The organism is Streptomyces sp. NPDC005435 (assembly GCF_040703155.1).
Classification (GTDB): Bacteria; Actinomycetota; Actinomycetes; order Streptomycetales; family Streptomycetaceae; genus Streptomyces.
On record NZ_JBEXEQ010000015.1, the window covers coordinates 106,542 to 130,789 of the forward strand.

Annotated in this window: 21 protein-coding genes; 9 read left to right on the forward strand and 12 right to left on the reverse strand. The window is 74.1% G+C overall.

Translation table 11 applies throughout. From position 1 onward, the window contains the following. Window positions 1–25: 25 nt before the first annotated feature. The 3 genes from AB0898_RS20600 to rsmH are packed head-to-tail and all read right to left on the reverse strand — an operon-like array spanning window position 26 to window position 3,624. The gene (locus tag AB0898_RS20600; protein WP_366804381.1) at window positions 26–1,990 is read right to left on the reverse strand and encodes a penicillin-binding transpeptidase domain-containing protein; all 1,965 of its coding nucleotides are present in this window, start codon (window positions 1,988–1,990) and stop codon (window positions 26–28) included. 5 nt (window positions 1,991–1,995) lie between these two features. Continuing rightward, the gene (locus tag AB0898_RS20605; RefSeq protein ID WP_366804382.1) at window positions 1,996–2,625 is read right to left on the reverse strand and encodes a septum formation initiator family protein; all 630 of its coding nucleotides are present in this window, start codon (window positions 2,623–2,625) and stop codon (window positions 1,996–1,998) included. 42 nt (window positions 2,626–2,667) lie between these two features. Continuing rightward, window positions 2,668–3,624, reverse strand: a complete 957-nt coding sequence (gene rsmH / locus AB0898_RS20610) for a 16S rRNA (cytosine(1402)-N(4))-methyltransferase RsmH (protein ID WP_199588002.1) — start codon at window positions 3,622–3,624, stop codon at window positions 2,668–2,670. Window positions 3,625–4,046: 422 nt separating this feature from the next. On the opposite strand from rsmH, the gene AB0898_RS20615 reads away from it, so the two are divergent. The 4 genes from AB0898_RS20615 (at window position 4,047) to AB0898_RS20630 (ending at window position 10,120) form a co-directional block, all read left to right on the forward strand. Further along, window positions 4,047–4,595 carry a carbonic anhydrase gene (locus tag AB0898_RS20615; protein ID WP_366804383.1) on the forward strand — a complete coding sequence of 183 codons (549 nt, stop codon included), beginning with the start codon at window positions 4,047–4,049 and terminating at the stop codon, window positions 4,593–4,595. A gap of 742 nt (window positions 4,596–5,337) precedes the next feature. Then, window positions 5,338–6,378, forward strand: a complete 1,041-nt coding sequence (locus AB0898_RS20620) for a MoxR family ATPase (RefSeq protein WP_366804384.1) — start codon at window positions 5,338–5,340, stop codon at window positions 6,376–6,378. Beyond that, window positions 6,378–7,730, forward strand: coding sequence for a DUF58 domain-containing protein (locus tag AB0898_RS20625; RefSeq protein WP_366804385.1), 1,353 nt, complete (start codon window positions 6,378–6,380; stop codon window positions 7,728–7,730). Before AB0898_RS20620 ends, AB0898_RS20625 begins: the two co-directional genes overlap by 1 nt. Next, a complete protein-coding gene (locus AB0898_RS20630; protein ID WP_366804386.1) occupies window positions 7,727–10,120 on the forward strand; it encodes a DUF3488 and transglutaminase-like domain-containing protein in 2,394 nt (797 codons plus the stop codon). The genes AB0898_RS20625 and AB0898_RS20630 overlap by 4 nt, the downstream gene beginning before the upstream one ends. A gap of 79 nt (window positions 10,121–10,199) precedes the next feature. On the opposite strand, the gene AB0898_RS20635 is transcribed toward AB0898_RS20630, so the two are convergent. The 4 genes from AB0898_RS20635 to AB0898_RS20650 all read right to left on the reverse strand — a co-directional run bounded on the left by AB0898_RS20635 (window position 10,200) and on the right by AB0898_RS20650 (window position 13,443). Continuing rightward, window positions 10,200–10,589, reverse strand: a complete 390-nt coding sequence (locus tag AB0898_RS20635) for a DUF3040 domain-containing protein (RefSeq protein WP_366804387.1) — start codon at window positions 10,587–10,589, stop codon at window positions 10,200–10,202. A gap of 274 nt (window positions 10,590–10,863) precedes the next feature. Continuing rightward, window positions 10,864–11,631: a methyltransferase gene (locus AB0898_RS20640; protein ID WP_366804388.1), complete on the reverse strand. Its 768-nt coding sequence runs from the start codon at window positions 11,629–11,631 to the stop codon at window positions 10,864–10,866. Between the two features lie 208 nt (window positions 11,632–11,839). After that, window positions 11,840–12,367 (reverse strand): SAV_6107 family HEPN domain-containing protein, encoded by a 528-nt coding sequence (locus tag AB0898_RS20645; RefSeq protein WP_366804389.1) that lies wholly within the window; start codon window positions 12,365–12,367, stop codon window positions 11,840–11,842. Window positions 12,368–12,594: 227 nt separating this feature from the next. Beyond that, window positions 12,595–13,443, reverse strand: a complete 849-nt coding sequence (locus AB0898_RS20650) for a class I SAM-dependent methyltransferase (protein WP_366804390.1) — start codon at window positions 13,441–13,443, stop codon at window positions 12,595–12,597. A 169-nt stretch (window positions 13,444–13,612) separates the two neighbouring features. Here AB0898_RS20650 and AB0898_RS20655 point away from each other — a divergent pair, with 169 nt between their 5' ends. The 5 genes from AB0898_RS20655 (at window position 13,613) to AB0898_RS20675 (ending at window position 19,681) form a co-directional block, all read left to right on the forward strand. Then, the gene (locus tag AB0898_RS20655; RefSeq protein WP_366804391.1) at window positions 13,613–14,434 is read left to right on the forward strand and encodes an ATP-binding cassette domain-containing protein; all 822 of its coding nucleotides are present in this window, start codon (window positions 13,613–13,615) and stop codon (window positions 14,432–14,434) included. After that, window positions 14,406–16,490: a YhgE/Pip domain-containing protein gene (locus AB0898_RS20660; RefSeq protein WP_366804392.1), complete on the forward strand. Its 2,085-nt coding sequence runs from the start codon at window positions 14,406–14,408 to the stop codon at window positions 16,488–16,490. Before AB0898_RS20655 ends, AB0898_RS20660 begins: the two co-directional genes overlap by 29 nt. 56 nt (window positions 16,491–16,546) lie before the next feature. After that, window positions 16,547–17,176 carry a TetR/AcrR family transcriptional regulator gene (locus AB0898_RS20665; protein ID WP_366804393.1) on the forward strand — a complete coding sequence of 210 codons (630 nt, stop codon included), beginning with the start codon at window positions 16,547–16,549 and terminating at the stop codon, window positions 17,174–17,176. A 345-nt stretch (window positions 17,177–17,521) separates the two neighbouring features. Then, window positions 17,522–18,133: a DUF4126 domain-containing protein gene (locus AB0898_RS20670; RefSeq protein ID WP_366804394.1), complete on the forward strand. Its 612-nt coding sequence runs from the start codon at window positions 17,522–17,524 to the stop codon at window positions 18,131–18,133. 60 nt (window positions 18,134–18,193) lie between these two features. Beyond that, window positions 18,194–19,681 (forward strand): NAD(P)/FAD-dependent oxidoreductase, encoded by a 1,488-nt coding sequence (locus AB0898_RS20675; protein WP_366804395.1) that lies wholly within the window; start codon window positions 18,194–18,196, stop codon window positions 19,679–19,681. 13 nt (window positions 19,682–19,694) lie between these two features. On the opposite strand, the gene AB0898_RS20680 is transcribed toward AB0898_RS20675, so the two are convergent. From AB0898_RS20680 to AB0898_RS20700, 5 genes are all read right to left on the reverse strand, one after another. Beyond that, the gene (locus AB0898_RS20680) at window positions 19,695–20,669 is read right to left on the reverse strand and encodes a hypothetical protein (protein ID WP_366804396.1); all 975 of its coding nucleotides are present in this window, start codon (window positions 20,667–20,669) and stop codon (window positions 19,695–19,697) included. A 56-nt stretch (window positions 20,670–20,725) separates the two neighbouring features. After that, complete coding sequence (gene metF / locus AB0898_RS20685; RefSeq protein WP_366804397.1) at window positions 20,726–21,649, reverse strand: methylenetetrahydrofolate reductase [NAD(P)H]; 924 nt, start codon at window positions 21,647–21,649, stop codon at window positions 20,726–20,728. A 135-nt stretch (window positions 21,650–21,784) separates the two neighbouring features. Continuing rightward, entirely contained in the window at window positions 21,785–22,432 is a 648-nt protein-coding gene (thiE, locus tag AB0898_RS20690; protein WP_366804398.1) for a thiamine phosphate synthase, read from the reverse strand. A 92-nt stretch (window positions 22,433–22,524) separates the two neighbouring features. Then, window positions 22,525–22,890, reverse strand: coding sequence for an Rv2175c family DNA-binding protein (locus tag AB0898_RS20695; RefSeq protein ID WP_366804399.1), 366 nt, complete (start codon window positions 22,888–22,890; stop codon window positions 22,525–22,527). 98 nt (window positions 22,891–22,988) lie between these two features. Beyond that, window positions 22,989–24,221 (reverse strand): FAD-dependent oxidoreductase, encoded by a 1,233-nt coding sequence (locus tag AB0898_RS20700; RefSeq protein ID WP_366804400.1) that lies wholly within the window; start codon window positions 24,219–24,221, stop codon window positions 22,989–22,991. Between the last annotated feature and the right edge of the window lie 27 nt (window positions 24,222–24,248).

Consider the following 24,248-nt stretch of genomic DNA (forward strand, 5'->3'; position numbering starts at 1 on the left):
GGGCCCGGTGGTGTGTCGCGGCCGGTCAGGGCTGGTAGGTGACGGGCAGGTTCGCGGCCTTCGCGCCGGTCGGCGGTACCTGGAGGGTCTTCAGCGCGAACTCCATCACCTGCTTGTAGACGGGGCCGCAGATCTGGCCGCCGAAGTAACTGCCGGAGGTGGCGTTCTGGATGGCGCAGTAGACCGTGACGCGGGGCTTGTCGGCGGGGGCGAACCCGGCGAAGGAGGACGTGTATCCGTGGTACCTCCCGGTGGCCGGATCCACTCGGTTGGCGGTGCCGGTCTTGCCCGCGACGCGGTAGCCGGGGATACGGGCCTTGATGCCGGTGCCCTGTTCGTCGTCGACCACGGACTCCAGCATCTGGGCGACCGTGCGCGCGGTCTTGTCGCTGACGACCCGGGTCTTCGCGGGCTCGGGGGCCGGGGTGAAGCGCCCGTCGGCGCCCTTGGTGCCGCGCACCAGGGTGGGCGCGACGCGGACTCCGCCGTTGGCGATGGTCGAGTAGACGGAGGCGGCCTGGACGGCGTTGATGGAGAACCCCTGGCCGAAAGGGATCGTGTACTGCTGCGAGGTGGACCACTTGGCGGCGGGCGCGAGGATGCCCGGGGTCTCACCGGGGAAACCGAGCCCGGTGTAGCGGCCGATGCCGAACTTGCGCAGATACGAGTAGAGGGTGTCGTTCGCCGCATTCTGGGTCTTGCCGAGCTGGCCCGCGGCGAGGATGGTGCCGATGTTGCTGGACTTGGCGAGCACGCCGTTGAGGGTGAGGTGCCAGGTGGCGTGGTCCACGTCGTCCTGGAAGAGCCGGTCGCCGCGGTGCAGCCGGTTGGGTACGACGACATGGGTGAGCGGGGTGGCCGCGTTCTCCTCCAGAACGGCCGCCATGGACATCACCTTGGCGGTGGAGCCGGGTTCGTAGGCGTCCTGGAGTGCCGCGTTGCCCATGGCGGCGGAGTTCGCCTTCGACAGGTCGTTGGGATCGAAGCCGGGCGAGTTGGCCATGGCCAGGATCTGGCCGGTGCGGGTGTCCTGGACGACGACGTAACCCCGGTCCGCCTTGGACTTCTTGACCTGCTGGGAGATGGCGTTCTGCGCGGCCCACTGGATGTCGCGGTCGATGGTCAGCTCGATGTCGCTGCCGGAGACGGCCGGGGTCTCGGTGGAGCCGGCGGTGGGCACCTCGCGGCCGCCGGACTGGGCGTAGCGGATCTTGCCGTCCTTGCCGGTGAGCTGCTTGTTCAGCTGCTGCTCGATGCCGCCGCCGCCCTTGCCCTCGCTGTTGACCCAGCCCAGTATCCCGGCGGCGAGGTCGCCGTTGGGGTACACGCGCTGGCTGCTGGGGTCGGCGAAGACGCCCGCGAGCACGTTGCCGGTGCCGGACTTCTTGGCGAGGGCGGCCTTGAGGTCCTTGATCTGCTTCCAGACCTGCGGTGTCTGCCGGGTGGCGAGCCGGGCGTAGCGCGACTCCTTGTCGGCCGGCCGGAGCTTCTTGACGAGCGCGGCCTGGTCCTCGTCGAGGATCGGGGCGAGCAGGGCGGCGGCCTGCTCGGGGCCGTCGGAGACCTTCAGTTGCTTGGGCTGGAACATCATCGGGTCGGCCGTGATGTCGTAGGCGTCCTCGCTGACGGCGAGGGCCACCCCGGAGCGGTCGGTGATCCGGCCGCGCTCGGCGGCCAGGGTGTGCACGACATAGCGGTTCTGCTCGGCCTTGGCGGTGTAGGTGCTCGCGTCCACCGCCTGGACCTGGAGCAGCCGGACCACGAACGCGGACAGCACGAGGGTGAAGGCGAGGCCGACCAGGCGCAGCCGGGGGCGCGGGCTGCCGAGCCGGAGGGCGGGGCGGGCCGGGGGCCGGGGGCCGGACGGGCGGCGGGCGGGGCGCGCGCCGGGAGCGGGACGCCCTGGCTGGCGCCGGGGGGCGGCGCCACGGGGGCGGGGCGGTCCGGCGGCCCCGGGCACGCGGCGACGGGGCGGTTGCCTGTCGGACACTTCCGTCACCTGCCGTGGGTCGGGGTGGGGGCGGGCTGGGTGGTGCGGGTCAGGTTCCGCGCGGACGGGCTCGCCTTGGCGGACGGGCTCGTCCTGACGGCAGGGCTCACCGTGGCGGCCGGGCTCACCGTGGCGGAAGGGGCGGAGGGGGCGGCCGGTGCGGTGGAGACGCCGGGGGCCGAAGGGGCCGGGCTTGCGGCGGGGCTGCCGCTCGGGCCGCCGGCCGACGTCATCACCTCGGGCGCGCGCGGCCTGGTGAGCGCGGCGGCGCTGGGCGCGGCACTCGGAACGCCCTTGACGCTGCCGTCGGGGCCGAGGAAGGCGGGGTCGCCGCCGGGGACCATGCCGAGTTCGCGGGCGCGGCGCTGGAGGGCGTCCGGGGAGGAGTAGGAGTCGATGTCCCGCTGGAGGGCCTGCTCCTCGTCGGTGAGGCTCTTGGTGCGCTTCTGGAGGTCGTCGAGCTTGAACGAGCCCTCGCTGAGCGCGGAGTTGAGCATCAGCAGACAGAGCAGACCGCCGCCGAGGAGCAGGACGACGAGGAAGACGAAGGGGGTGCGGGCGGCGCGGGCGCGGCCCGCCGGGAAGAGCCGGGCGAGCCGTGCGGCCCGCCCTCGCAGTTCGGGTTCAGCGCCCACGGGCCCTCCGCAGGGTCCGGCCGCCCGGTCGGCCCCGTCCGCTCACTCGGCGTCCTCCCTGATCCGCTCGACACCGCGCAGCCGGGCGGGGGCGGCCCGGCGGTTCTCGGCGATCTCCTCCTCGGTGGGGAGTTCGGCCCCGCGCGTGAGCAGCTTCAGCCGGGGCTGGTAGCGCTCGGGCACGACCGGCAGGCCGGGGGGCGCGGTGTTGGCGGCCCCGGCCGCGAACACCTGCTTGACCAGCCGGTCCTCCAGCGAGTGGTACGAGAGGACGGCGACGCGGCCGCCGACGCCGATGGCCTTCACGGCCGCCGGGATCGCCCGTTCCAGGACGGACAGTTCGCCGTTGACCTCGATGCGCAGCGCCTGGAAGGTGCGCTTGGCCGGGTTGCCGCCGGTGCGCTTGGCGGCCTGCGGCAGGGCGTCGCGGATCAGTTCGACCAGACGGGCGCTGTTGGTGAACGGCTCCTTCTCGCGCTCGCGGACGACCGCCGAGACGATCCGCTTGGCCTGCTTCTCCTCGCCGTACGCGCGCAGGATGCGCACGAGTTCACCGGCCGGGTAGGTGTTGAGGACCTCGGCGGCGCTGATGCCGGTCGTCTGGTCCATGCGCATGTCCAGGGGGGCGTCCTGGGCGTAGGCGAAGCCCCGGTCGGCCTCGTCCAGTTGCATGGAGGAGACGCCGAGGTCGAAGAGGACGCCCTGGACGTCCGGGATGCCGAGGCGGTCGAGCACCTCGGGGAGTTCGTCGTAGACGGCGTGCACGAGGGTGGCGCGGTCGCCGAAGGGGGCGAGGCGTTCACCGGACAGGCGCAGCGCCTCCTTGTCCCGGTCGAGGCCGATCAGGCGGGCCTCGGGGAAGCGGGTCAGCAGGGCCTCGCTGTGGCCGCCGAGGCCGAGGGTGCAGTCGACGACCACTGCTCCCGGCCGCTCCAGAGCGGGTGCCAGCAGATCCAGGCACCGCTGGAGCATCACCGGGACGTGTCGACTCTCGGTCAAGGGAGCCTCTCAGTTCTGGCGGGCGCACGCACCGCCGGGTCCCCGCCCGCTGCTCCGTGTAGGGGAGGCCGCCGGCGCCGGAAGCGTCAGCCGACCGGGAGCGGGAGGAGGCCGAGCCGTACGTACGCGCCGCGCACGCGGGGAGGCGGTCCGGGTGGGTACCGTGCCGTCTCCTTGGGGTTTCACCAGCGGGAAGAGCCGGGCCTCCCGCTTCGCGTCACTTTAGTCCACCCTGTGTCGCGGTCAATCAACCGGCCTGCGCGTCGCGTACGGCTTCCGCGCCGGAGTCACGATCGGTCCGGATTCACCCGTCCGGCCGAGGTTGGCGCTCCGTGTGGGTTAGCTCACAACAAGCCACGATGACGTTCTTTGTCCCCTCTCACAGCAGGCCGGGGAGGCGGGTGACCAGTAACGTCGGGACCATGACGACTTCCGCAGCAGTTCCCACCGGACCCGAGAGCGCCATCACGGGCGACGGCAGCGTGACGGACCGCCTGGTCGACGCCAACGAGCGGTACGCCTCCGAGTTCACCGATCCCGGCATGGACGCGCATCCCGTGCTGCGCGTGGCCGTGGTGGCCTGTATGGACGCCCGCCTCGATCTGCACGCGGCGCTCGGCCTCGAGCTCGGCGACTGCCACACCATCCGCAACGCCGGCGGTGTGGTCACGGACGACGTGATCCGTTCGCTGACCATCAGTCAGCGGGCGCTCGGCACGCAGAGCGTCGTGCTCATCCATCACACCAACTGCGGTCTGGAGTCCCTCACCGAGGAGTTCCGGCACGAGCTGGAGATGGAGGTGGGCCAGCGTCCGGCCTGGGCGGTGGAGGCGTTCCGCGACGTGGACCAGGACGTGCGCCAGTCGATGCAGCGGGTGCGCACCTCGCCGTTCCTGCCGCACACCGACGACGTGCGCGGCTTCGTCTTCGACGTGCGCAGCGGTCTGCTGCGCGAGATCGACCCGGCATAGGACCGCGCCTCCGGCCCGGTGTCCGCCTGAAGCCTGCCGGCCGATGCCCGCCGACCGCCCCCTCCGGCGGGGGGCGGCGGGCGGCGGTGGGCCGGGCGGGCGGTGGGCGTCCGGTCCGGCGACGGGTGGCCGGGGCCGGCGGCTGGTGGCCGGTCAGGCGCGAAGCGGCCGGGCGGGTGGTCTGGCGCGGAGTGGCTGGCCGGGCAACGGGCGGCCGGTCCGGCGGCGGGCGGCCGATCCGACGGCGGCAGCCGGTCCGGCGGCGGGCGGCCTGACCCGGCGGCAGGTGGCCGGTCAGGTACGAAGCGGCCGGACGGGTGGTCTGGCGTCGAGTGGCTGGCCGGGCAACGGGCAGCCACTCCGGCGGCGGGCGGCCAGGCCCGGCGGCAGGCAGCCGGTCAGGCGCGGAGCGCCCGGCGGGTGGCCCGGGTGAACGACGGGCGAGCGATCCGACGGCGGATGACCGGTCCGGCGGCGGATGAGCGGCCGGGCAACGGATGGCCGGCCCCGCGAGGCGTGGGCAAAGGGCCGCAAGACCGGCATCGTGCGGGGAGTTGTCCACAGGTCGGGACGGGCAGTTGTCCACAGGCCGTGACACGAAACGATAACGGCGGCAAGAATGCGGGTGTGACGGCGCGCGGATCCGGTTTCCGCACGGTGTCCGTGTTTCGGGGTGGGCCGGAGCCGCGTCGCGAGGTGTCGCGGGCCCCGGTACTGGTGAGAACGGGCCGAGGAGGGCCGGGTGACGACCTATGACGATCGAGCGAGCCTCAGTGATCTGACGGCGACGGTGGAGCGGGTGCGCCGTTCGGTGGAGGAAGTGATCGAGGGCAAGCCCGAGGTCGTGCGGCTTTCGCTGACCGTGCTGCTCGCCGAGGGGCATCTGCTGATCGAGGACGTCCCGGGCGTGGGCAAGACCATGCTGGCCAAGGCGCTGGCGCGGTCCATCGACTGCTCCGTGCGGCGTATCCAGTTCACGCCCGATCTGCTGCCCTCGGACATCACCGGGGTGTCGATCTGGGACCCGCAGCGCCGTGACTTCGAGTTCAAGCCGGGTGCGATCTTCGCGCAGATCGTGATCGGCGACGAGATCAACCGCGCCTCGCCGAAAACCCAGTCGGCGCTGCTCGAGTCGCTGGAGGAGCGGCAGGTCACCATCGACGGGCAGAGCTACGAACTGCCGAGCCCCTTCATGGTGGTGGCGACGCAGAACCCGGTCGAGATGGAGGGCACGTATCCGCTGCCCGAGGCCCAGCGCGACCGGTTCATGGCGCGGGTGTCGGTGGGCTATCCGAGCATCGAGGCCGAGCTGCGGATGCTGGACGTGCACGGCGGCGTCTCCCCGCTGGAGGACCTGGAGCCGGTGGCGCACGCGCACGACATCGTGAAGCTGATCGAGGCGGTGCGCGAGGTCCACGTCTCGGACGCGGTCCGGAGATACGCGGTGGAGCTGGTCTCCGCCACCCGTTCCCATCCCGACCTCAGACTCGGCGCCTCGCCGCGCGCCACGCTTCATCTGCTGCGCGCGGCGAAGGCGTCCGCCGCCCTGTCCGGCCGGGAGTACGCGCTGCCGGACGACGTTCAGGAACTGGCCGTGGCCGTGCTCGCGCACCGGCTGCTGCCCACCACCGAGTCCCAGATGAGCGGTCGTACGGCCGAGCAGGTCGTGCTGGAGATCCTGCGGCACACCGCGGTGCCCTCGGCCGCGCAGCGGGAGCGGGCCTACGGCGGTCTCGGCCGGGGCGTTCCCGCCTATCCCCAGCAGCCCCCGCGGGGTCTGTGATGTCCGCCGGGGGGCCGGAGCGGACGCCGGGCCGCGCGGCCCGGATCCGTACGGCCCTGGCCGGGCTGACCACCCGGGGCCGTTCCTTCCTGGCGGCGGGCATCGCCGCGTCGGTGTGCGCGTACGTGCTGGGCCAGAGCGATCTGCTGCGGGTCGGACTGCTGCTCGCCGTGCTGCCGTTGGTCTGCGCGGCCGTCGTGCACCGCACCCGGCACCGGGTGGCGTCCGAGCGGTGGCTCTCCCCCGCGCGCGTCCCGGCGGGCGCCGAGGCCCGGGTGAGCCTGAGCGTGGACAACGTCTCCCGGCTGCCGACCGGGCTGCTGATGCTCCAGGACCGGGTGCCGTACGTGCTCGGGCCCCGGCCGCGCTTCGTGCTGGACCGGGTCGAGCCGGGCGGGCACCGCGAGGTGTCCTACCGGGTCCGTTCGGACCTGCGCGGCCGTTACCCGCTCGGGCCGCTCCAGCTGCGGCTGAGCGACCCCTTCGGCATGTGCGAGCTGACCCGGTCCTTCCCGGCGCACGACACGCTGACGGTCGTCCCGCGCGTGGAGCCGCTGGCCCCGGTGCGCCTGGGCGGCGAGGCGCGGGGGTACGGCGACGGGCGGCGGCGCTCCCTGGCCGTCGCCGGGGACGACGACGTGATCCCGCGCGAGTACCGCTACGGCGACGATCTGCGCCGGGTGCACTGGCGGTCCACCGCGCGCCACGGCGAGCTGATGGTGCGCCGTGAGGAGCAGCCCCGGCGGGCCCGCTGCACGGTGCTGCTGGACACCCGCGCCGTGGGCTACGAGGACACGGGCCCCGGCTCGGCCTTCGAGTGGGCGGTCTCCGCCGCCGCCTCGGTCGTCGCGCACATGATGGAGCGCGGCTTCTCGGTGCGGCTGCTCATGGACACGGGCGCGACGGTGCCCGGCGAGGGCGGTGCCGGCTTCCCGGGGACGGGTCAGGAGACGGCGGCCGCCTCGGGGCTGATGATGGACACCCTCGCGGTGGTCGACCACTCGGACGGCACGGGCCTGACGGGGGCGTACGACGCGCTGCGCGCCGGGGACGAGGGGCTGCTGGTCGCCCTGCTCGGCGATCTCGACGAGGAGCAGGTGAACACGGTGGCCCGGATGCGGCGGCGCAGCGGGGCCGCGCTGGTCTTCGTGCTGGATCCGGGGGTGTGGACGCGTGCTCCGGGTGCGGAGCCGGGCCCCGGCGATCCGTGCGGGGAGCGGCTGCGGGTGCTGCGCGAGGCGGGCTGGACGGCGCTCGGGGTGCCGCGCGGTGCCTCGCTGGACGAGTTGTGGCGGCAGGCCGACCGGGAGCGGTCCGGTCTGGTGACGCCGAGCGGAAGGGCGGGGGGATGAGCGGGCGGGCGCGGCTCGCGGGGTGCGCGGCGGCGGCCACGCTGATGACGGCGTGCTCACTGCTGCCGCTGGTCCACGGCCCCGCCTGGCTGGCCGTGGCGGCGCTGCTCGTGGCGGTGCAGACGGGCGTGGGGGCGGCGGCGCGGCGGGTGCCGCTGGCGCGGCCGCTGACCGTGCTGGCGCAGTTGCTGGTGACGCTGCTGCTGCTCACCCTGGTCTTCGCGCGGCACCAGGCGGTGGCCGGGCTGTTCCCGGGGCCGGAGGCGTTCGGGCACTTCTCGGACCTGCTTCAGCAGGGCTCGGACGACGTCAGCCGGTACGCGCCCCCGGCGCCGCTGACCGACGGCATCCGGCTGATGCTGATCGGCGGGGTGCTGATCGTCCATCTCCTGGTGGACACGCTGGCGGTGACCTTCCGGGCGGCGGCCCCGTCCGGGCTGCCGCTCCTCGCGCTGTACTCGGTGGCGGCCGGGCTGTCCGGGGGCGCCGCCGACTGGCTGTGGTTCCTGCTGGCGGCGGCCGGCTATCTGATGCTGCTGCTCGCGGAGGGCCGGGAGCGGGTGACCCGGTGGGGCCGGGTCTTCGGGGCGACGGCCCGCGCGCCGGGCGCCGGTGACAACACCCTCGCGTCCCCGGTGCGCACCGGGCGCCGGATCGGCGCGGTGGCACTCGGCGTGGCCCTGCTGGTGCCGCTGGCGCTGCCCGCGATGCAGGGCGGACTGCTGGGGGGCCGGGGGGCGGGCGTCGGCGCGGGCAGCGGGACCGGGGGCATGATCTCCGCCGTCAACCCGCTGGTGTCGCTGCGCGACTCCCTGAACGTGGACAGCGACCGCCAGGTGCTGTCCCTGCGGACCAACGCCGAGAACCTGTCGGACATGTACGTGCGGATCGTGTCGCTCGACGACTTCGACGGCACGACCTGGAAGCCGGCCCAGCGGCACATCGTCGGGGTGCCGGACGACTTCCCGACACCGGTCGGGCTCGGCAGCGACGTACGCCGGACCAAGGTGCTGACGACCGTCTCGGCGGCCGAGTGGTACGCGCAGGACTGGCTGCCGATGCCGTATCCGCCGACCGATGTGCGGATCGGCGGCAACTGGCGGTACGAGCCGGTCGGCATGACCCTGGTCGGCGACCACGGGCAGACGACACGCGGCGCGACCTACGTGGTGACCAGCCTGGACGTACGGCCGACGGCGCGGCAGCTGGCCACGGCGCCGAAGCCGCCGGCCGCGCTGGTGCGCGAGTACACCGATGTGCCGCCAGGGCTGCCGAAGGTGGTGGCGCGGACGGCGAAGAAGGTCACGGCCGGCGCGTCGAACCATTACGAGGAGGCGGTGAAGCTCCAGGACTGGTTCGCGCTGGACGGCGGCTTCCGGTACGACACCCAGGTGCAGGTGGGGCGCGGCCCGAACGCCATCGCGAACTTCCTGCGGGACAAGCAGGGCTTCTGCGTGCACTTCTCCTTCACGATGGCCGCGATGGCCCGCACGCTGGGCATTCCGGCCCGGGTGGCGGTCGGTTTCGCGCCGGGCACCCCGCAGGGGGACGGCACGGTGTCGGTGAGCCTGAAGGACGCGCACGCCTGGCCGGAGCTGTACTTCGAGGGGGTGGGCTGGACGCGCTTCGAGCCGACGCCGAGCCGGGGCACGACGCCGTCGTACACCCAGGAGCAGACCCACAGCAGCGCGCTGCCGGACCCGGCGCTGCCCTCGCGCGGCTCGTCCGAGGCGCCCGCGCCGAGGGCGTCGGCGCGGGAGACCTGCGCGGCCGGTTCCGCGGCTCCGGCGGTGTGTGCCGGGCCGTCCTCGGCGGTGGCGGCGCCCGGCGGGGGCGGGGGGACACCGGGCGGGCCGTGGGCCGTGCTGCTCGTGGTGGGCGCGCTGGCGGTGCTCACGCTGCCGCTGGCGCCGCTGCTGTGGCGGCTGCGGGCACGCTCCCGGCGGCTCGGCGGGCACCCCAGGTCCGAGGAGGGCGCGGCGGAGCACACGCTGGCGGCCTGGCGGGAGCTGAGCGACAGCGCCTGGGACCACGGGATCGTGCCGGACGAGTCGCTGACCCCGCGCGCGGCGGCGGAGCGGATCGTCCGGCTGGGCGATCTGGACGAGGAGTCCGGGGCCGCGGTGCACCGGGTGGCGGACGCGGTGGAGCAGGTGCTGTACGCGCCCCGGCCCCGCCCGGCGGCCGGCGTCGCGGCGGACGTGCGCCGCGCGGTCACGGGCCTGGACGCCTCGGCGAGCCGGGCCACCCGGCTGCGCGCCCTGTTCGCCCCCCGCTCGGCCGTACGTGCCCTGTGGGAGGCGACGGACCGCTGGACGGCCCTGCGGGCCCGGCTGGCGGCAATGCGCCCGGTGCCGGACGGCGGGGCGGCGGGGCAGGGCGGGTCGTAGGACCGCGTGCCGACATGCCCGAGGGGTGACCACCAGGTCGGTGGTCACCCCTCGGGCATGTCTGTCGGTTGGCGGGCGGTCAGTGGCCCTGTTCGTCGCGGCGGCGCTGCCAGCGGGCCTCGATCCGCTCCATCATGGTGCGTCTGCGGCGCATGGGACGGCGGCGCCGGGCCGCCGGACCGTGGCGCTCGCCCGGCTTGGGCGCCTTGCGCCAGCCGGTGACGGCGAGGACGGCACAGCCCAGCATGACGAGAAAGCCCACCACGCTGATCCAGATAATCTGCGCGACCATTCCGGCCATGAGGAGCGCGATACCCACGAGGAAACCCGCGGCGGACTGGTAGACCCGCCGACGGGTGTACGTCCGCAGCCCGTTTCCCTCAAGCGCCGACGCGAACTTGGGATCTTCGGCGTACAGCGCTCGCTCCATTTGCTCGAGCATTCGCTGCTCGTGCTCCGAGAGCGGCACGGAGTCCTCCTCATCGTGCAGTCGCCGGGGCGACCCGGGGGTCTTCTCAGGATAGGCAGGGAATCACCCCCGTGAAACCCGCCCCTCTGCGCCTTCTGACCAACCGGAGCCGCCACGGCGTCCCGGCCCGCTGAAGCTTCCATTCCCCAACGGCCGACCCGTCATGCCGGTTCGGTGTACCTCGATCATACGGCGCAAACCCCTCGATCGGAGGGCTTGTGGCGTACTCCATCTGCTGACAAGCCCCTGATCAGCGGCGGGTCACCCGGCGCCCTCAGGCCCGCGGCGCCCCGGGCGTCTCACCGAGCACATGGATCTGCGTGGCCACGGAGTGGAACGCGGGCAGCTCGGCCGCGGCCGCCTCCAGGCGGAGCAGGGCGTCGAGGGCGCCGGGCTCGGTGTCCACCAGGACGCCGGGCACGAGGTCGGCGAAGACCCGTACGCCGTGCACCGAGGCGGCCCTGAGACCCGCGCCCTCGACCAGCGCGGTGAGCTGCTCGGCGGTGAAGCGGTGCGGGACCGGGTCGCCCTCGCCCCAGCGGCCGTCGGGGTCCTGCAGGGCGTGCCGGGCCTCGGTGAAGTGGCCGGCGAGGGCGCGGGCGAGCACGGCGCCCCCGAGCCCGGCGGCGAGCAGGCTGAGCACACCGCCGGGGCGCAGCGCGTCGACGGTGTTGCGGACGCCCTCGGCGGGGTCGTCGACGTACTCCAGGACGCCGTGGCACAGCACCGCGTCGTAGCCGCCGCGGTCGACCACGTCGAAGAGGCCGTGGGCGTCGCCCTGGACGCCGCGCACCCGGTCGGCGACGCCCGCCTCGGCGGCCCGGCGCTCCAGGGCGAAGAGGGCGTTGGGGCTGGGGTCGACGACGGTGACGTGGTGGCCGAGCCGGGCGACCGGCACCGCGAACCGGCCGCTGCCGCCGCCGGTGTCGAGCACGTCCAGCACGTCCCGCCCCGAGGCCTTGACCTGGCGGTCGAGGGCGTCCCGGAGGACGTCCCACACCACGGCGGTACGGAGGGAGGCGCGGGGCATCGGGTCCGGCACGGCAGTTGACTCCTCGGCGCGGCACCGCCCGTTGCCCGGCGGCGCGAAAGGGGTTGCCTCCCCGGCCTGTCCCGGCGGGGTGAAGGCAGCAGGCATGTCCACCCTATTGCCTGCGGCCGCACCCGGCCCATCGCCGACGGCCGCGCCGGGGCCACCGCCGGCGGCCTGCGCGGGAACGCGTCTCACGGGGCGGTCCCGGCGGCTCCGCTCAGCCCCCGGCGCCCTCCTCCCTTCGGGTGCGGGGCAGCACCGGTCGAGGGAGCAGCATCCGCTCGACCAGCCGGACGAACAGTGCGACGTCGCGTATCAGGTCGTCGGCGTCGCGGGCGGTCGCCGCGCCCCGGATGCCCGCCTCGGCGCGGGCGCGGCGGGCCGCGCCGGAGGCGAACAGGGCGCTCCACTCGGTCAGTTCGGGGGCGATCTCGGGCAGCACCTCCCAGGCGCTGCGGATGCGGGCGCGGCGGCGCGGGGTGGTCTCGGGGCGGCCGCGCGCGGCGAGGACGGCGGCGGCGGTGCGCAGGGCGGCGCGGTGGGCCGTCGCGTAGCGGTCGTTGGGCGTTTCCTCGGCCACGGCCTCCGCCAGCGCGGTACGGGCCTGGGCGAGCAGGGCGACGGCGGCGGGCGGAGCGGTGGCCCGGCGGACCACCGGGTGCACGTCGCTCGCCGGGCCGGTCCGTGACGGGACGGAGCCGGTGGCACCACGTCGCCCGGCGGGGGCTGCGGACGAACTGGCCATGACGAACCTCCTGTCGTCGGTGACGGCACGGATGCCATCGGTGCCCATCGTGACCCCTGCCACTGACAATCCGCCCCGACCTGCGCTTTCGCACCGATGCCGGGCATACGAGGAGGGCCGGCCGCACCGCGTCACCGGCCCCCTCACGGGACGGACACCACCGGCCCTTCCCGGGACGGACACCACCGGCCCTTCCCGGGACGGACAGCGGTCGCCCTGCCGCCGAACTACCGCCGCACCGCCGAGATCAGCCCCCCAGGCCCCTCCTCGCGCTGCGGCGGGGTGCCGAGGGGGCGGCCGTAGGCGGCGGCGCGTTCGCGCAGGGTGTGGCCGCTCGCCTCCCAGCCGTGTCCGGCGAGCCAGCCCACCGGGTCGTCGGGCATCTCCGAGACCCACAGGGACGCCGCCGATCCCGGCGCGGCGTCCGCGCCGAAGCGCTCGATCACGCCGCGCGAGCCCAGCGTCAGCCCCAGCCGGCTGCCCGGCGCCGATTGCGCGCCGATCCGGTCCAGCAGCAGTTCCACCGCGTCCTCGGGCAGATAGATCAGCAGCCCCTCGGCGATCCACACAGTCGGGGCCGCCGGGTCGTGGCCCGCGGCGGCCAGGGCGCGTGGCCAGTCCTCCCGCAGATCCACCGGGACCGTGATCCGCTGGCACCGCGCGACGGCCCGCTCCTGGCGCAGCACCGATTCCTTGAAGTCCAGGGGCACGGCGGTGTCCACCTCGAACAGCCGGGTGCCCTCGGGCCAGTCCATCCGGAAGGCCCGGCTGTCCATGCCGGCGCCGAGCAGCACGACCTGGCGCACCCCGGACGCGGAGGCCTCGCGCAGCAGGTCGTCGAGGAACTTCGTCCTGATGACGATGGAGAAGGCCACGCCCAGCCGGCGGCGACGCGCGGCCTCGTCGGCGGGCGGCGGCGAGGTGGGCCACAGACCGCCGGCCTCGGCGAAGGCCCTCGCCAGCGGGTCGCGGAACAGCGCGTTCTCCCGCTCGGTCTCCAGTGCCCGCACCCGGGCCACCCCCACCGCCGTGGCCCATACTCCCGACGGCCGCACACGCTCCCGCTCATCAGTCACCGCGCCAGCCTAGACCCGCGGTCCGGACGCGCGATTCCCGGGGATCCGGTGAGGAGAACGGGGGTCGTCGCCGGGTACACGGAGTCCGAACACCCCCGCTGTTCCGCCCACTTCCGCCGTCCGGCATACTTTTGAACTGACCAGTCAGTTCAAAAACGTAGGGGGGCCTGTGGACGGCGTGGACGTCACGGCCGAGGAGTTCGGGGTCAAGGGGCCGCGGGGGTGGGCCTTTCGGGGGGTCGGGTTCAGTGCGGAGGCGGGGTCGCTCGTCGCGGTCGCGGGGCCGTCCGGTTCCGGGCGGACCAGTCTGCTGCTCGCGCTCACGGGGCGGATGAAGCCGAGCGCGGGGACGGCGGTGGTGGGCGGGCTCGCGCTGCCCCGGCGGATGGCGGCCGTACGGAAGATCAGCGCCGTGGCCAACATGGCGGGGGTCACCGATCTGGAGCCCGCGCTCACCGTCGCCGAGCATCTGCGCGAACGGGCGCTGCTGCAACGGCGGTTCGGGGACTCCCTGCGCGAGGCCCTGCGCCCGCGCCCCGACCGGCTGCACGAGGCGCGGCTGCGTGCCGACGCCGCCCTGGCCGCCGCCGGGCTCGACCCGGAGACGCTGCCCAAGGGCTCGCGGACGCCGGTACGGGACCTGGAGCGGCTTGAGGCGCTGCGGCTGTCCGTCGCCCTCGCCCTCGTCGGCCGGCCCCGGCTGCTCGCGGTGGACGACGCGGAGCTGCGGCTGTCGGAGGAGGAGCGCGCCGAGGTGTGGACCCTGCTGCGCTCCCTGGCACGTTCAGGCACGACCGTCCTCGCGGTGTGCCGTACCGCCCCGGAGGACTGCGTGATCGTCTCCACCGAGGCCGAGGCCGAGGCCGACGCCGAGACCGACACCGACGCCGAGACCGACACCGACACCGGCACCGGCACCGGCACCGGCACCGAGACCGAGCCCCGGAAGGAGGCCGACACCGATGCGCTCACCCCGGCTCGCCGCGCTTGAGCTGAGGCGGTTCGGGCGGGGGCGGCTCCCCCGCGCCGCCCTCGTCGCGCTGCTCCTGCTGCCGCTCCTCTACGGCGCCCTGTACCTGTGGTCGTTCTGGAACCCGTACGGCCGCCTGGACCGCGTCCCCGTCGCCCTCGTGAACGACGACAAGGGCACGACGGTCGCCGGCAAGCACCTGGACGCCGGTGACGACCTGGTGCGCGGGCTGCGCGACAGCCGCGCCTTCGAGTGGCACGAGGTGAGCGACGCCGAGGCCCGCCGGGGTGTGGAGGACGGCACCTACTACCTCTCCCTGACGATGCCGTCGGACTTCAGCGCGCGGATCGCGTCCAGTTCGGGCGACTCGCCGGAGACGGGCGCGCTCCGGGTGCGTACGAACGACGCGAACAACTACATCGTCGGGCAGATCTCCCGGACCGTGTTCGCGGAGGTCCGCTCGGCCGCCTCCACCAAGGCGTCCCGGTCCTTCCTGGACAAGATCTTCGTGTCGTTCTCCACGATCCACGACAAGACGGTGACCGCCGCCGACGGCGCCGACACGCTCCAACAGGGCCTCGACAAGGCGGAGAAGGGCGCCAGGAAGCTCACCGACGGGCTCAAGGACGCCAACAGCGGCAGCGGCAAGCTCTCCACCGGCCTGACCAGGCTCACCAAGGGCTCGGCCGACCTGGCCGACGGCTCGCGGCAGGTCGCGGACGGCACGCAGACCCTCGCCGACAAGGTCGACCGGGTCTACGCCAAGGCCGGTCCGTTCCTCAAGGACAACGAGAAGACGATCGGCGACACCGCGCGCCTGGTGGCCGATTCGGCCGGTGCCGTGGACGACCACCTCGACACCCTGGTCCGGCTCGCCCCGGGCGCGGCGAAGACGGCCCACGCCTCCGTCGACGTACTGACCGGGATTTACCACGCCCGCTGCGAGACGGCCACGCTGCCCGACCCCGCCTGCCCGGACCTGAAGAAGGCCCGGCAGGCGGCGGAGGACGTGGCGAAGGTGGCCGACGACCTCAACACCGTGATCGCCGACCAGGACGGCGATCTGACGACCATGCGGAAGAACCTCAAGACCCTTCGGACGCAGTCCCGCGCCCTCGCCGAGCGCGCCCCGCATCTGCACGAGGACCTCTCCGACGCCGTGGCCCGGATCAACAAGCTGAACGACGGCGCGGCCAGGGTCGCCGCCGGCGCCGAGAAGCTGCACACCGGCCTCGGCACCGCCGAATCCGGCGCGGTCGCCCTGCACAAGGGCATCGGCAGGGCAGAGTCGGGCGCCCGCACCCTGGACGGCGGTCTGTACCGCCTCTCCGACGGCTCCGGGAAGCTCGCGGGCGGACTGCACGCCGGGGCGCGCAAGATCCCCGACTACGACAAGCACGACCGCGACGAGCGCACCGATGTGATGGCCGACCCGGTGCGCCTGGCCTCGCACGACCTGCACAAGGCGCCCAACTACGGCACCGGTTTCGCCCCGTACTTCATCCCGCTGTCCCTGTGGGTGGGCGCCATGGTGGCCTACATGCTGCTGCCGCCGCTCAACCGGCGCGCCCTGGCCGCCGGTGCCCCGGCGCGGCGCATCGCCCCGGCCGGCTGGCTGCCGGTGGTCGCCGTCGGGGTGCTCCAGGTGCTGGCGCTGATGGCCGTACTGCACTGGGGGATCGGGCTGCGGATGGCGCGTCCGGCGGGGACGGTCGGGTTCCTGTTCCTGGTCACGGCGTGCTTCGCGGCGATCGTGCAGTGGCTGAACGCCCGCTTCGGCGCGGCGGGCCGCATCCTCGTCCTCGCGCTGCTGATGCTCCAGCTGACCTCGGCGGGCGGCACCTACCCGGTGCAGACCAGCCCGGGCTTCTTCAACGCCATCCACCCGTATCTGCCGATGAGTTACGTGGTCTCGGCGCTGCGCCGGCTGATCACGGGCGGCGGGCTCGGCCCGGTGTGGCAGGCGTGCGCGGTGCTGCTCGCGTTCACCGCCGGGGCCCTCGCGCTCACGGCGGTCGCGGCCCGGCGCCGTCAGGTGTGGACGCTGGACCGGCTGCACCCGGAGCTGAGCCTGTGATCGCCGGGCCGCCCGGGGAGATCCGGCACGCGCGCGTACCTGTGAGAATCGGGTCCATGGAAAGCACCAGCGCCACGTCCGGCGGCAGCACGCGCCGCGAGGCCACCCGGCAGAGGCTCTACGAGGCGGCCGTCACGCTCATCGCCGAGCAGGGCTTCTCGGCCACCACGGTGGACGAGATCGCGGAGCGGGCCGGGGTCGCGAAGGGCACGGTCTACTACAACTTCGCGAGCAAGTCGGTCCTCTTCGAGGAGCTGCTGCGGCACGGCGTGGGACTGCTGACCGCCTCGCTGCGGGAGGCCTCCGAGCGGACGGCGGCCGAGGGCGGCAGCGGGGTGGACGCGCTGGACGCGATGATCCGGGCGGGCCTGGAGTTCATCGACCGCTACCCGGCCTTCACCCAGCTCTACGTGGCCGAGCTGTGGCGCACCAACCGCGCCTGGCAGTCCACGCTCATGGTGGTGCGCCAGGAGGCCGTCGCCGTGGTGGAGAACGTGCTCCGGGAGGGTGTCGCGGCGGGCGAGTTCAGCCCGGAGATCGACGTCCAGCTGACGGCGGCCGCGCTGGTCGGGATGGTGCTGGTGGCTGCCCTCGACTGGCAGGCGTTCCAGCCGGAGCGCTCGCTGGACGACGTGCACGCGGCGCTGTCCCGGCTGCTCCAGGGCCGGGTGAGCGGCAACCGCTGAAACGGGCGGAGGGCGCCGGTCCGTCACGACGACGGACCGGCGCCCTCCTGTTTCCCCCGTACCCCCGTACGGCCCCTTCCCGGTCCCCGTGGCGGTCGGTCCACGGGCCCCCGTGTCTCGCTTCCGCCGACTGGTCGGCGGAAGGAGCGGCAGGCGGGCGGGCACCGTTCCGCCGCCCCGTGTCGGCGGTGCCGGGCCGCGCCCCCTTGCCGTGCCTCCACTCTCCCGCCCGGACGCGCTCCGGCCCATCCGCGCGGCTACTCATCTCGCCGCCTAGGTACGGATACTCAGCCGTCCGCGCGCGAACCCGCCCCTCCCGGCCGCGCCCTGGTTACGATCGCCTCCGTGTCCGTACTCCCCCTGGTCTTCACCAGCGGCTGGGCCAGCGGCGTCAACGCCTACGCGGTGGTGCTGCTCCTCGGCCTGTTCGGCCTGACCGGGGTGAGCGACGACGTCCCGCAGACCCTGCAGCGCCCCGAGGTGCTGATCGCGGCCGGTGTGCTCTTCCTGCTGGAGACGGTCGCCGACAAGATCCCGTACGTGGACTCGGTGTGGGACTCCGCGCACACGGTGGTCCGGCCGCTCGCCGGCGCCTGGATCGGGGCGCTGCTCGCCGGGCACAGCGGGTCGCTCTCCGACGTGGCCGCCGGGCTGCTCGGCGGTTCGACGGCGCTGGCCAGCCATGCCGTGAAGGCCGGGACGCGGATGGCGGTCAACACCTCGCCCGAGCCGGTCAGCAACATCGTGCTGAGCCTGGCCGAGGACCTCGGGGTGGGCGGGATCGTGTCGTTCGCGATGTTCCACCCCGAGGCGGCGGCGATCATCTGCGCGGTGCTGCTGGTCTCCGGGCTGGTCGTGATGGTCTTCCTGGTCTCCCGCATCCGCCGCTTCCTGCGCCGCCGGGCCCAGCGCCGCGAGGAACGCCGGCTCGCCTCGCGCATCCAGGGACCGCCCTAGCGCCCTGGGCCGGGGCCCTCTCCGGCCGGGTTGTCAGTGGGGGTCGGTAAAGTCGCGGTCATGGCACGGATTGCGGTGATCGGCGCCGGGATGGGCGCGATGGCGTGCGCCGCCCGGCTGGCCGTCGCGGGCCACCGGGTGACGGTGTACGAGCGGGACGAGACGTACGGCGGCGCGGTGCGCCGTTTCGAGCGGGACGGGTTCGCCTTCGACACCGGCCCGGGGCTGCTGCCGCTGCCCGCCGTCTACCGCGATCTGTTCCTGAAGACCGGCAAGGAGCCGCTGGAGGACCTGGTCGAGCTGGTCCAGGTGGACCCCTCCGCACGGCACGTCTTCGCGGACGGCACCCGCGTCGACCTGCCGAACGCCTCGCGCGCGGGCGTCGTCGCGGCCCTGGACGAGACGCTGGGCGCCGGGGCCGGGCAGCGCTGGGGCGACTTCCTGGTGCGGGCCCGCGAGGCCTGGGACCGCACCCGCCGCCCCCTCCTCGAAGAGCCCCTGTGGCCCAACTGGCGGGTGCTGGCGGACCGCGAGCCCTACCCGTCGGTCCCGCACAAGAAGCTGCTGCGCACCCGCCGCGCCTCGACGCTCGCCGAGGTCGGCGCCTGGGAGCTGCGCGACGAGCGCCTGGAGGTGCTGCTGACGAGCCACGCCCTCGCCTACGGCCTGGACGCGCGCACCGCCCCCGCAAGCGCGGCCGTGCTGCCGTACATGGAACACGCCTTCGGCACCTGGTACATACGCGGCGGGATGCGCGAGCTGGCCCGCGCGGTGTACGAGCGGTGTGTGCGGCGCCGGGTGGAGTTCGTCTTCGGCGCCGAGGTGACGCGGGTCGTGGAGAAGGACGGCCGGGCGGCGGGCGTGGAGCTGGCCGACGGTTCCGCGGTCGAGGCCGACCATGTCGTGGCGGGCGTGGACCCGGTGCTGCTCGGCTCGCTGACGGACCGTCCGCTGGACGGCGAGGGTGATGTCCCGGCCGGGTTCGCCCCCTCCGGCGCGGTCCGCTTCACCGTGCTGCTCGCCCTGCGCGGTGCCCGGGAGGAGGGCGCCCCGCACCGCACGGTGGTGCACGCCCCGGACGACCAGATCGAGCTGGACTTCCTGGTGGCCCCGGGCGGCGACCAGCTGCGGCGCCCCACGACGACCGTGCTGCGCCCCGGCGACCCCGCGCTCCGCCCGGACGACGCGCACGAGTCGGCCGTGCTCTGCGCGACCATCCCGAGGGACGCGTACGGGGACGAGCCGGGGTTCGTCCGGCACGCCACCGAGCTGATGCTCGACGCCGCGGGCGAAGCCATACCGGACCTGCGCGAACGCCTGCTCTGGCACGAGGCGTTGCCCCCGGACCGGACCGGTGCCGTGTCCGCGCCCTCGCTCGCGGCGGGCGGCGGCCGGTTCCTGCACCCCGCCAACTCCACGCGACTGCCCGGTCTTTACCGGGTCGGCGGCCGGGCCCACCCCGGCGGCGGGCTGCCGCACGAGGGCATGTCGGGCGCGCTGGTGGCCGGACTCGTCGTGGAGGGGCCGGAGTTCCGCGGCTCGACGTGAGCCGCGGCCGCGCTCAGTAGCGGTACTGCTCGTCGTACCCGGCGTTCGGCTGCTGCTGCTGCGCCTGGCCCTGGTAGGGGTACGGCTGCTCCTGCGGGAGTTCGCCGCCGTACTCGTCGGTGCGCTGCTGCGGGACCCAGACTCCACCGGCCGGGGTCTGGGCGTCGCCGTAGCCACCGGTGCCGTAGCCGGTGTCCTGGCCGTAGGCCTGCTGGGTCTGCTGCGTCTGCTGGGCGTACTGCTGCTGGCCGTAACCGGAGGCGTCGTAGCCGCTGTAGTCCTGGGTCTGGGCGGCGGCGTACGGGTCCTGGTAGGTGCCGTAGCCCTGGGCGGCGGCGTTGGCGTCGTAGCCGTACGCCTGCTGCTGGGTCTGGTCGTAGCCCGAGTAGTCGTAGGCGTAGGCCTGTTCGGCGGCGGGCTGGGGCTGCTGCTGGGCGGCGGCCGGGGTCTGGTCGCCGTAGACGCCGTAGGAGCCGGTGTCGTCGGGCATCGGCTGGGGCTCGTAGACGGTGGCCGGCTCGGTGGCGCCGGGCTCGGGCGCGCGGACCGGGGTGAAGACGTCGTCCCGGTCGTAGCCGTCGTCGTCGAAGTCGGCGCTCTCGCGGGCGTAGGCGGGGGGCTCGTAGGCGGGCTCGGTGTCGCCGTCGGCGTCACCGGAGGCGCCGAGCACCGGGTCCTGGTATTCGCCGCCCCGGCCCCGGCGGCGCTTGGCGGGCGCCTCCTCGCCGTCGTCGGGGCGCTTGACCGCCCAGCCCGCCGCGAAGCCCTTGCGGAAGGAGAGCGTGACGTAGGTCTGGCCGACCGCGAAGGCGATCGCGCCTATGCCGATGACGATCACGGACGGCAGCAGTACGCCGACCACGACGCCGAGGAATCCGGTGAAGGCGAGCAGCCGCCAGCGCAGCCGCGCCTTGTACTGAAGCAGCACTTCGCCGAGCAACCACAGCGCGACGATGCCGAACGCGATGTAGAGGACCGTCCAGCCCATGTACGCCCCTCTCCCAATGACCGTTACGCAGTGTGTCGTATGGCGGTGCGGCCGGTCTAGGCCCGCGGGGGGTGATGCAGGCCCAGGTTCTCGTAGATTTCCAGTGTCGCCGTGGAGTTGTTGAGCGTGATGAAGTGCAGTCCGGGCACTCCCTCCGCGAGCAGCCGCGCGCAGAACTCCGTGGCGAAGTCGATGCCAAGGGAGCGTACAGCCGCCGGGTCGTCCTTCGCCGCGAGGATCCGCTCTTTCAGCCCGGACGGGAAGACGGCGTTGCTGAGTTGTGGCAATCGCTCCAGCATCCGCACGCTGGTGACCGGCAGGATTTCGGGGATGACAGGCGTCTCGCAGCCCGCCGCCGCGACCCGGTCGCGCAGCCGGAGGTAGGACTCGGGCCGGAAGAACATCTGTGTGATCGCGTAGTCGGCGCCCGCGCGGCACTTGTCCACGAAGTGGGACACATCGGCGTCCCAGTCGCTGGAGCGCGGGTGCATCTCGGGGAAGGCGGCGACGCCGACGCAGAAGTCGCCCGACTCCTTGATGAGCCGGACGAGTTCGGCGGCGTAGGTCAGTCCCCGGGGGTGCGCGACCCAGTCGCCCATGGGGTCGCCGGGCGGGTCGCCGCGCACGGCGAGCATGTTGCGGATGCCCGCGTCGGCGTACTGGCCGATGATGTTGCGCAGTTCGGCCACCGAGTGGTCCACGGCGGTCAGATGGGCGACCGGGGTGAGCGTCGTGTCCACGACGATCTGCTGTGTCTCCTTGACCGTGGTGGCCCGGGTCGAGCCGCCCGCGCCGTAGGTGACGGAGACGAAGTCGGGCGCGACGGCCTCGACCCGGCGCAGCGCGTCCCACAGGTTCCGCTCGCCCTTGGGGGTTTTCGGCGCGTAGAACTCGAAGGAGTACGCCGTCTTGCCGGTGGCGAGGATGTCCCGGACGGTCCGGGCTCGATCAGTCCTGGTGGATGCGGTTCCGAGGGCCATACCGGCAGGTTAGCCAGGGGGCGCCGGTCCCCCAACCGGGAACCGGCGATATGGCCGAATTGCCGGACGCTTGTCCATCCCTTGGACAGGAACGGCGGAATTCGGGGGGCTGTCGGAGCTCGCGCAGCCGCTCGGTCAGACCTCGCGCAGCCGCTTGGCGAACTCCGCCGCCGCCGCGCCCGGGTCGTCGGCCTCGGTGAGCGCGCGGACGACGACCGCCCGGCGGGCGCCCGCCTCCAGCACCTGGTCGAGGTTGCCGAGGCCGATGCCGCCGATGGCGAACCAGGGGCGGTCGGTGCCGAGCCCGGCGGTGTACCGGACGAGGTCCAGACCGGGCGCGGGGCGGCCGGGCTTGGTCGGGGTGGGCCAGCAGGGGCCGGTGCAGAAGTAGTCCACGCCCTCCTGGACGGCGGCCGCGGCGGCCTCGGCCTCGCTGTGGGTGGAGCGGCCGGTCAGGACGTCGTCGCCGAGGATCGCGCGCGCGGCCGGCACCGGCAGGTCGCCCTGGCCGAGGTGCAGCACGTCGGCGCGGGCCGCGTGGGCCACATCCGCGCGGTCGTTCACCGCGAGCAGCTTGCCGTGCCGGGCGCAGGCGTCGGCGAAGACCTCCAGGTGCGCCAGCTCCTCGGCGGCCTCCATGCCCTTGTCGCGCAGCTGCACGATGTCCACCCCGCCCGCGAGGACCGCGTCCAGGAACTCGGCGAGGTCGCCCTGCCGGGTGCGCGCGTCCGTGCAGAGGTAGAGCCGGGCGTCGGCGAGGCGGGTGCGGGCGGTGTCGGACATACGGGGTCCCCCGGGGTTGATCAGTGATGTGGCGCGTGAGTGCGGACGGCGTACGGGCGGTCAGCCGGTACGCCGTCCTGCGGTGCGGTGGGTCAGACGGCGAGCGCCTGGGCCCGGCGCTTCACCTCCGTGCCGCGGTTCTCGCTCAGGGCCTGGGCGGGGGTGCCCGGCAGGGAGGGGTCGGGGGTGAACAGCCATTCGATCATTTCTTCGACCGTGAAGCCGTCGTCCCGCAGGAGCGTCAAGGTGCCGGTCAGGCCCTTGACGATCTTGTCCCCGTCGATGAAGGCGGCGGGGACGTGCAGCGCCCGGTTCTCACCACGGCGTACGGCGATGATCTGGCCTTCCTTGACCAGCTGCCGCACACGCGTCACCTCGACGCCGAACTGTTCGGCGATGTCGGGGAGGGTGAGCCAGGCGGGGACGAGAGCATCGATCTTCGCTTCAATCTCGGTCACAGGACCAAGCCTGCCATCCTCTGCCGACGGGAGGAAACCAGGACGGTCCGCCCGGGTCGCCCCAAAGCCCGGCCGGCCCGCCGTGTACCCGGGCCCGGCTATCCCGCCACGGCCTCCTTCAGCGGCCGCGCCGGGTCCGCCAGGACGTCCGTGTCCAGGGGGCGGCCCGACTCGATCAGCCGCCGCCCCTGGGCCAGATCGCGCGGCCGGCCGACGGCCAGCAGGGCGACGAGGCGGTCCTCGCGCAGCCAGCACAGGCTCCAGGCCGCGTCCCCCGGCTCACCGCGCCAGACGGCGCGGTCGGCGGCCGCGTGGTGACCGGCGTACTGCACGAAGCGGCCGAACTGCTCCGACCAGAAGTACGGCACCGGGTCGTAGGGCGCCGTCCCGGCCTCCAGGATGTCGGCGGCGACCGTGCGCGGGCCCTGGAGCGCGTTGTCCCAGTGGTGGACGAGCAGCCGCTCGCCGTAGCGGGCCGAGGGGAACGAGACGCAGTCGCCGACCGCGTACACGTCCTCGGCCGAGGTGCGCAGCCGGTCGTCGGCCAGGACCTCGCCGTGCTCGCCCAGCTCGATGCCCGAACCGGCCAGCCAGGCGGTGGCGGGACGGGCGCCGATGCCGACGACGACGGCGTCGGCGGGCAGCCGGGTGCCGTCGGAGAGCACCACCGCGCCGGGCTCGACACGCTCCACGCGCGCGCCGGTGCGCAGCTCGACGCCCGCCGCCTCGTACCAGCCGGCCATCGGGGCGGCGGCCTCCGCGGGCAGCGCCTCGGCCAGCGGCCGGTCCGCGGCCTCGACGACGGTGACGGCGCAGCCCGCCTCGCGCGCGGCGGTGGCGAACTCGGCGCCGATCCAGCCCGCGCCGACCACGACGACGTCGTGCTGCCCGGCGAGGACCGGGCGCAGCCGCTGGGCGTCGTCCAGGGTGCGCAGCAGATGCACGCCGGGCGCGTCGTCCGTGCCGGGCAGCCGGACCGGATCGGCGCCGGTGGCGAGGACCAGCGCGTCGTACGGGACGGGACCGGCCTCGGTGTCCAGCTCGTGGTCGGCGGGGCGTACGCCGACGGCGGCGACGCCGAGCCTGAGGTCGATGCCGAGGGAGGCGAAGTCCACGTCGAAGGCGGAGTCCTCGGCCGTGCCGAGGAGGAGGCCCTTGGACAGCGGCGGCCGGTCGTACGGCTTGTGCGGCTCGTCGCCGATCAGGGTGATGGTCCCGTCGAAGCCCTGCTCGCGCAGGGCGACCGCGGTCTGCACCCCGGCCATGCCCGCCCCGGCGACGACCACGCGCCGCCCGCCCTCCGCGCCCTCCGGCGCTGTCTGCTCGCTCACCCGGCCACCATAGACGGCCGCGCGATC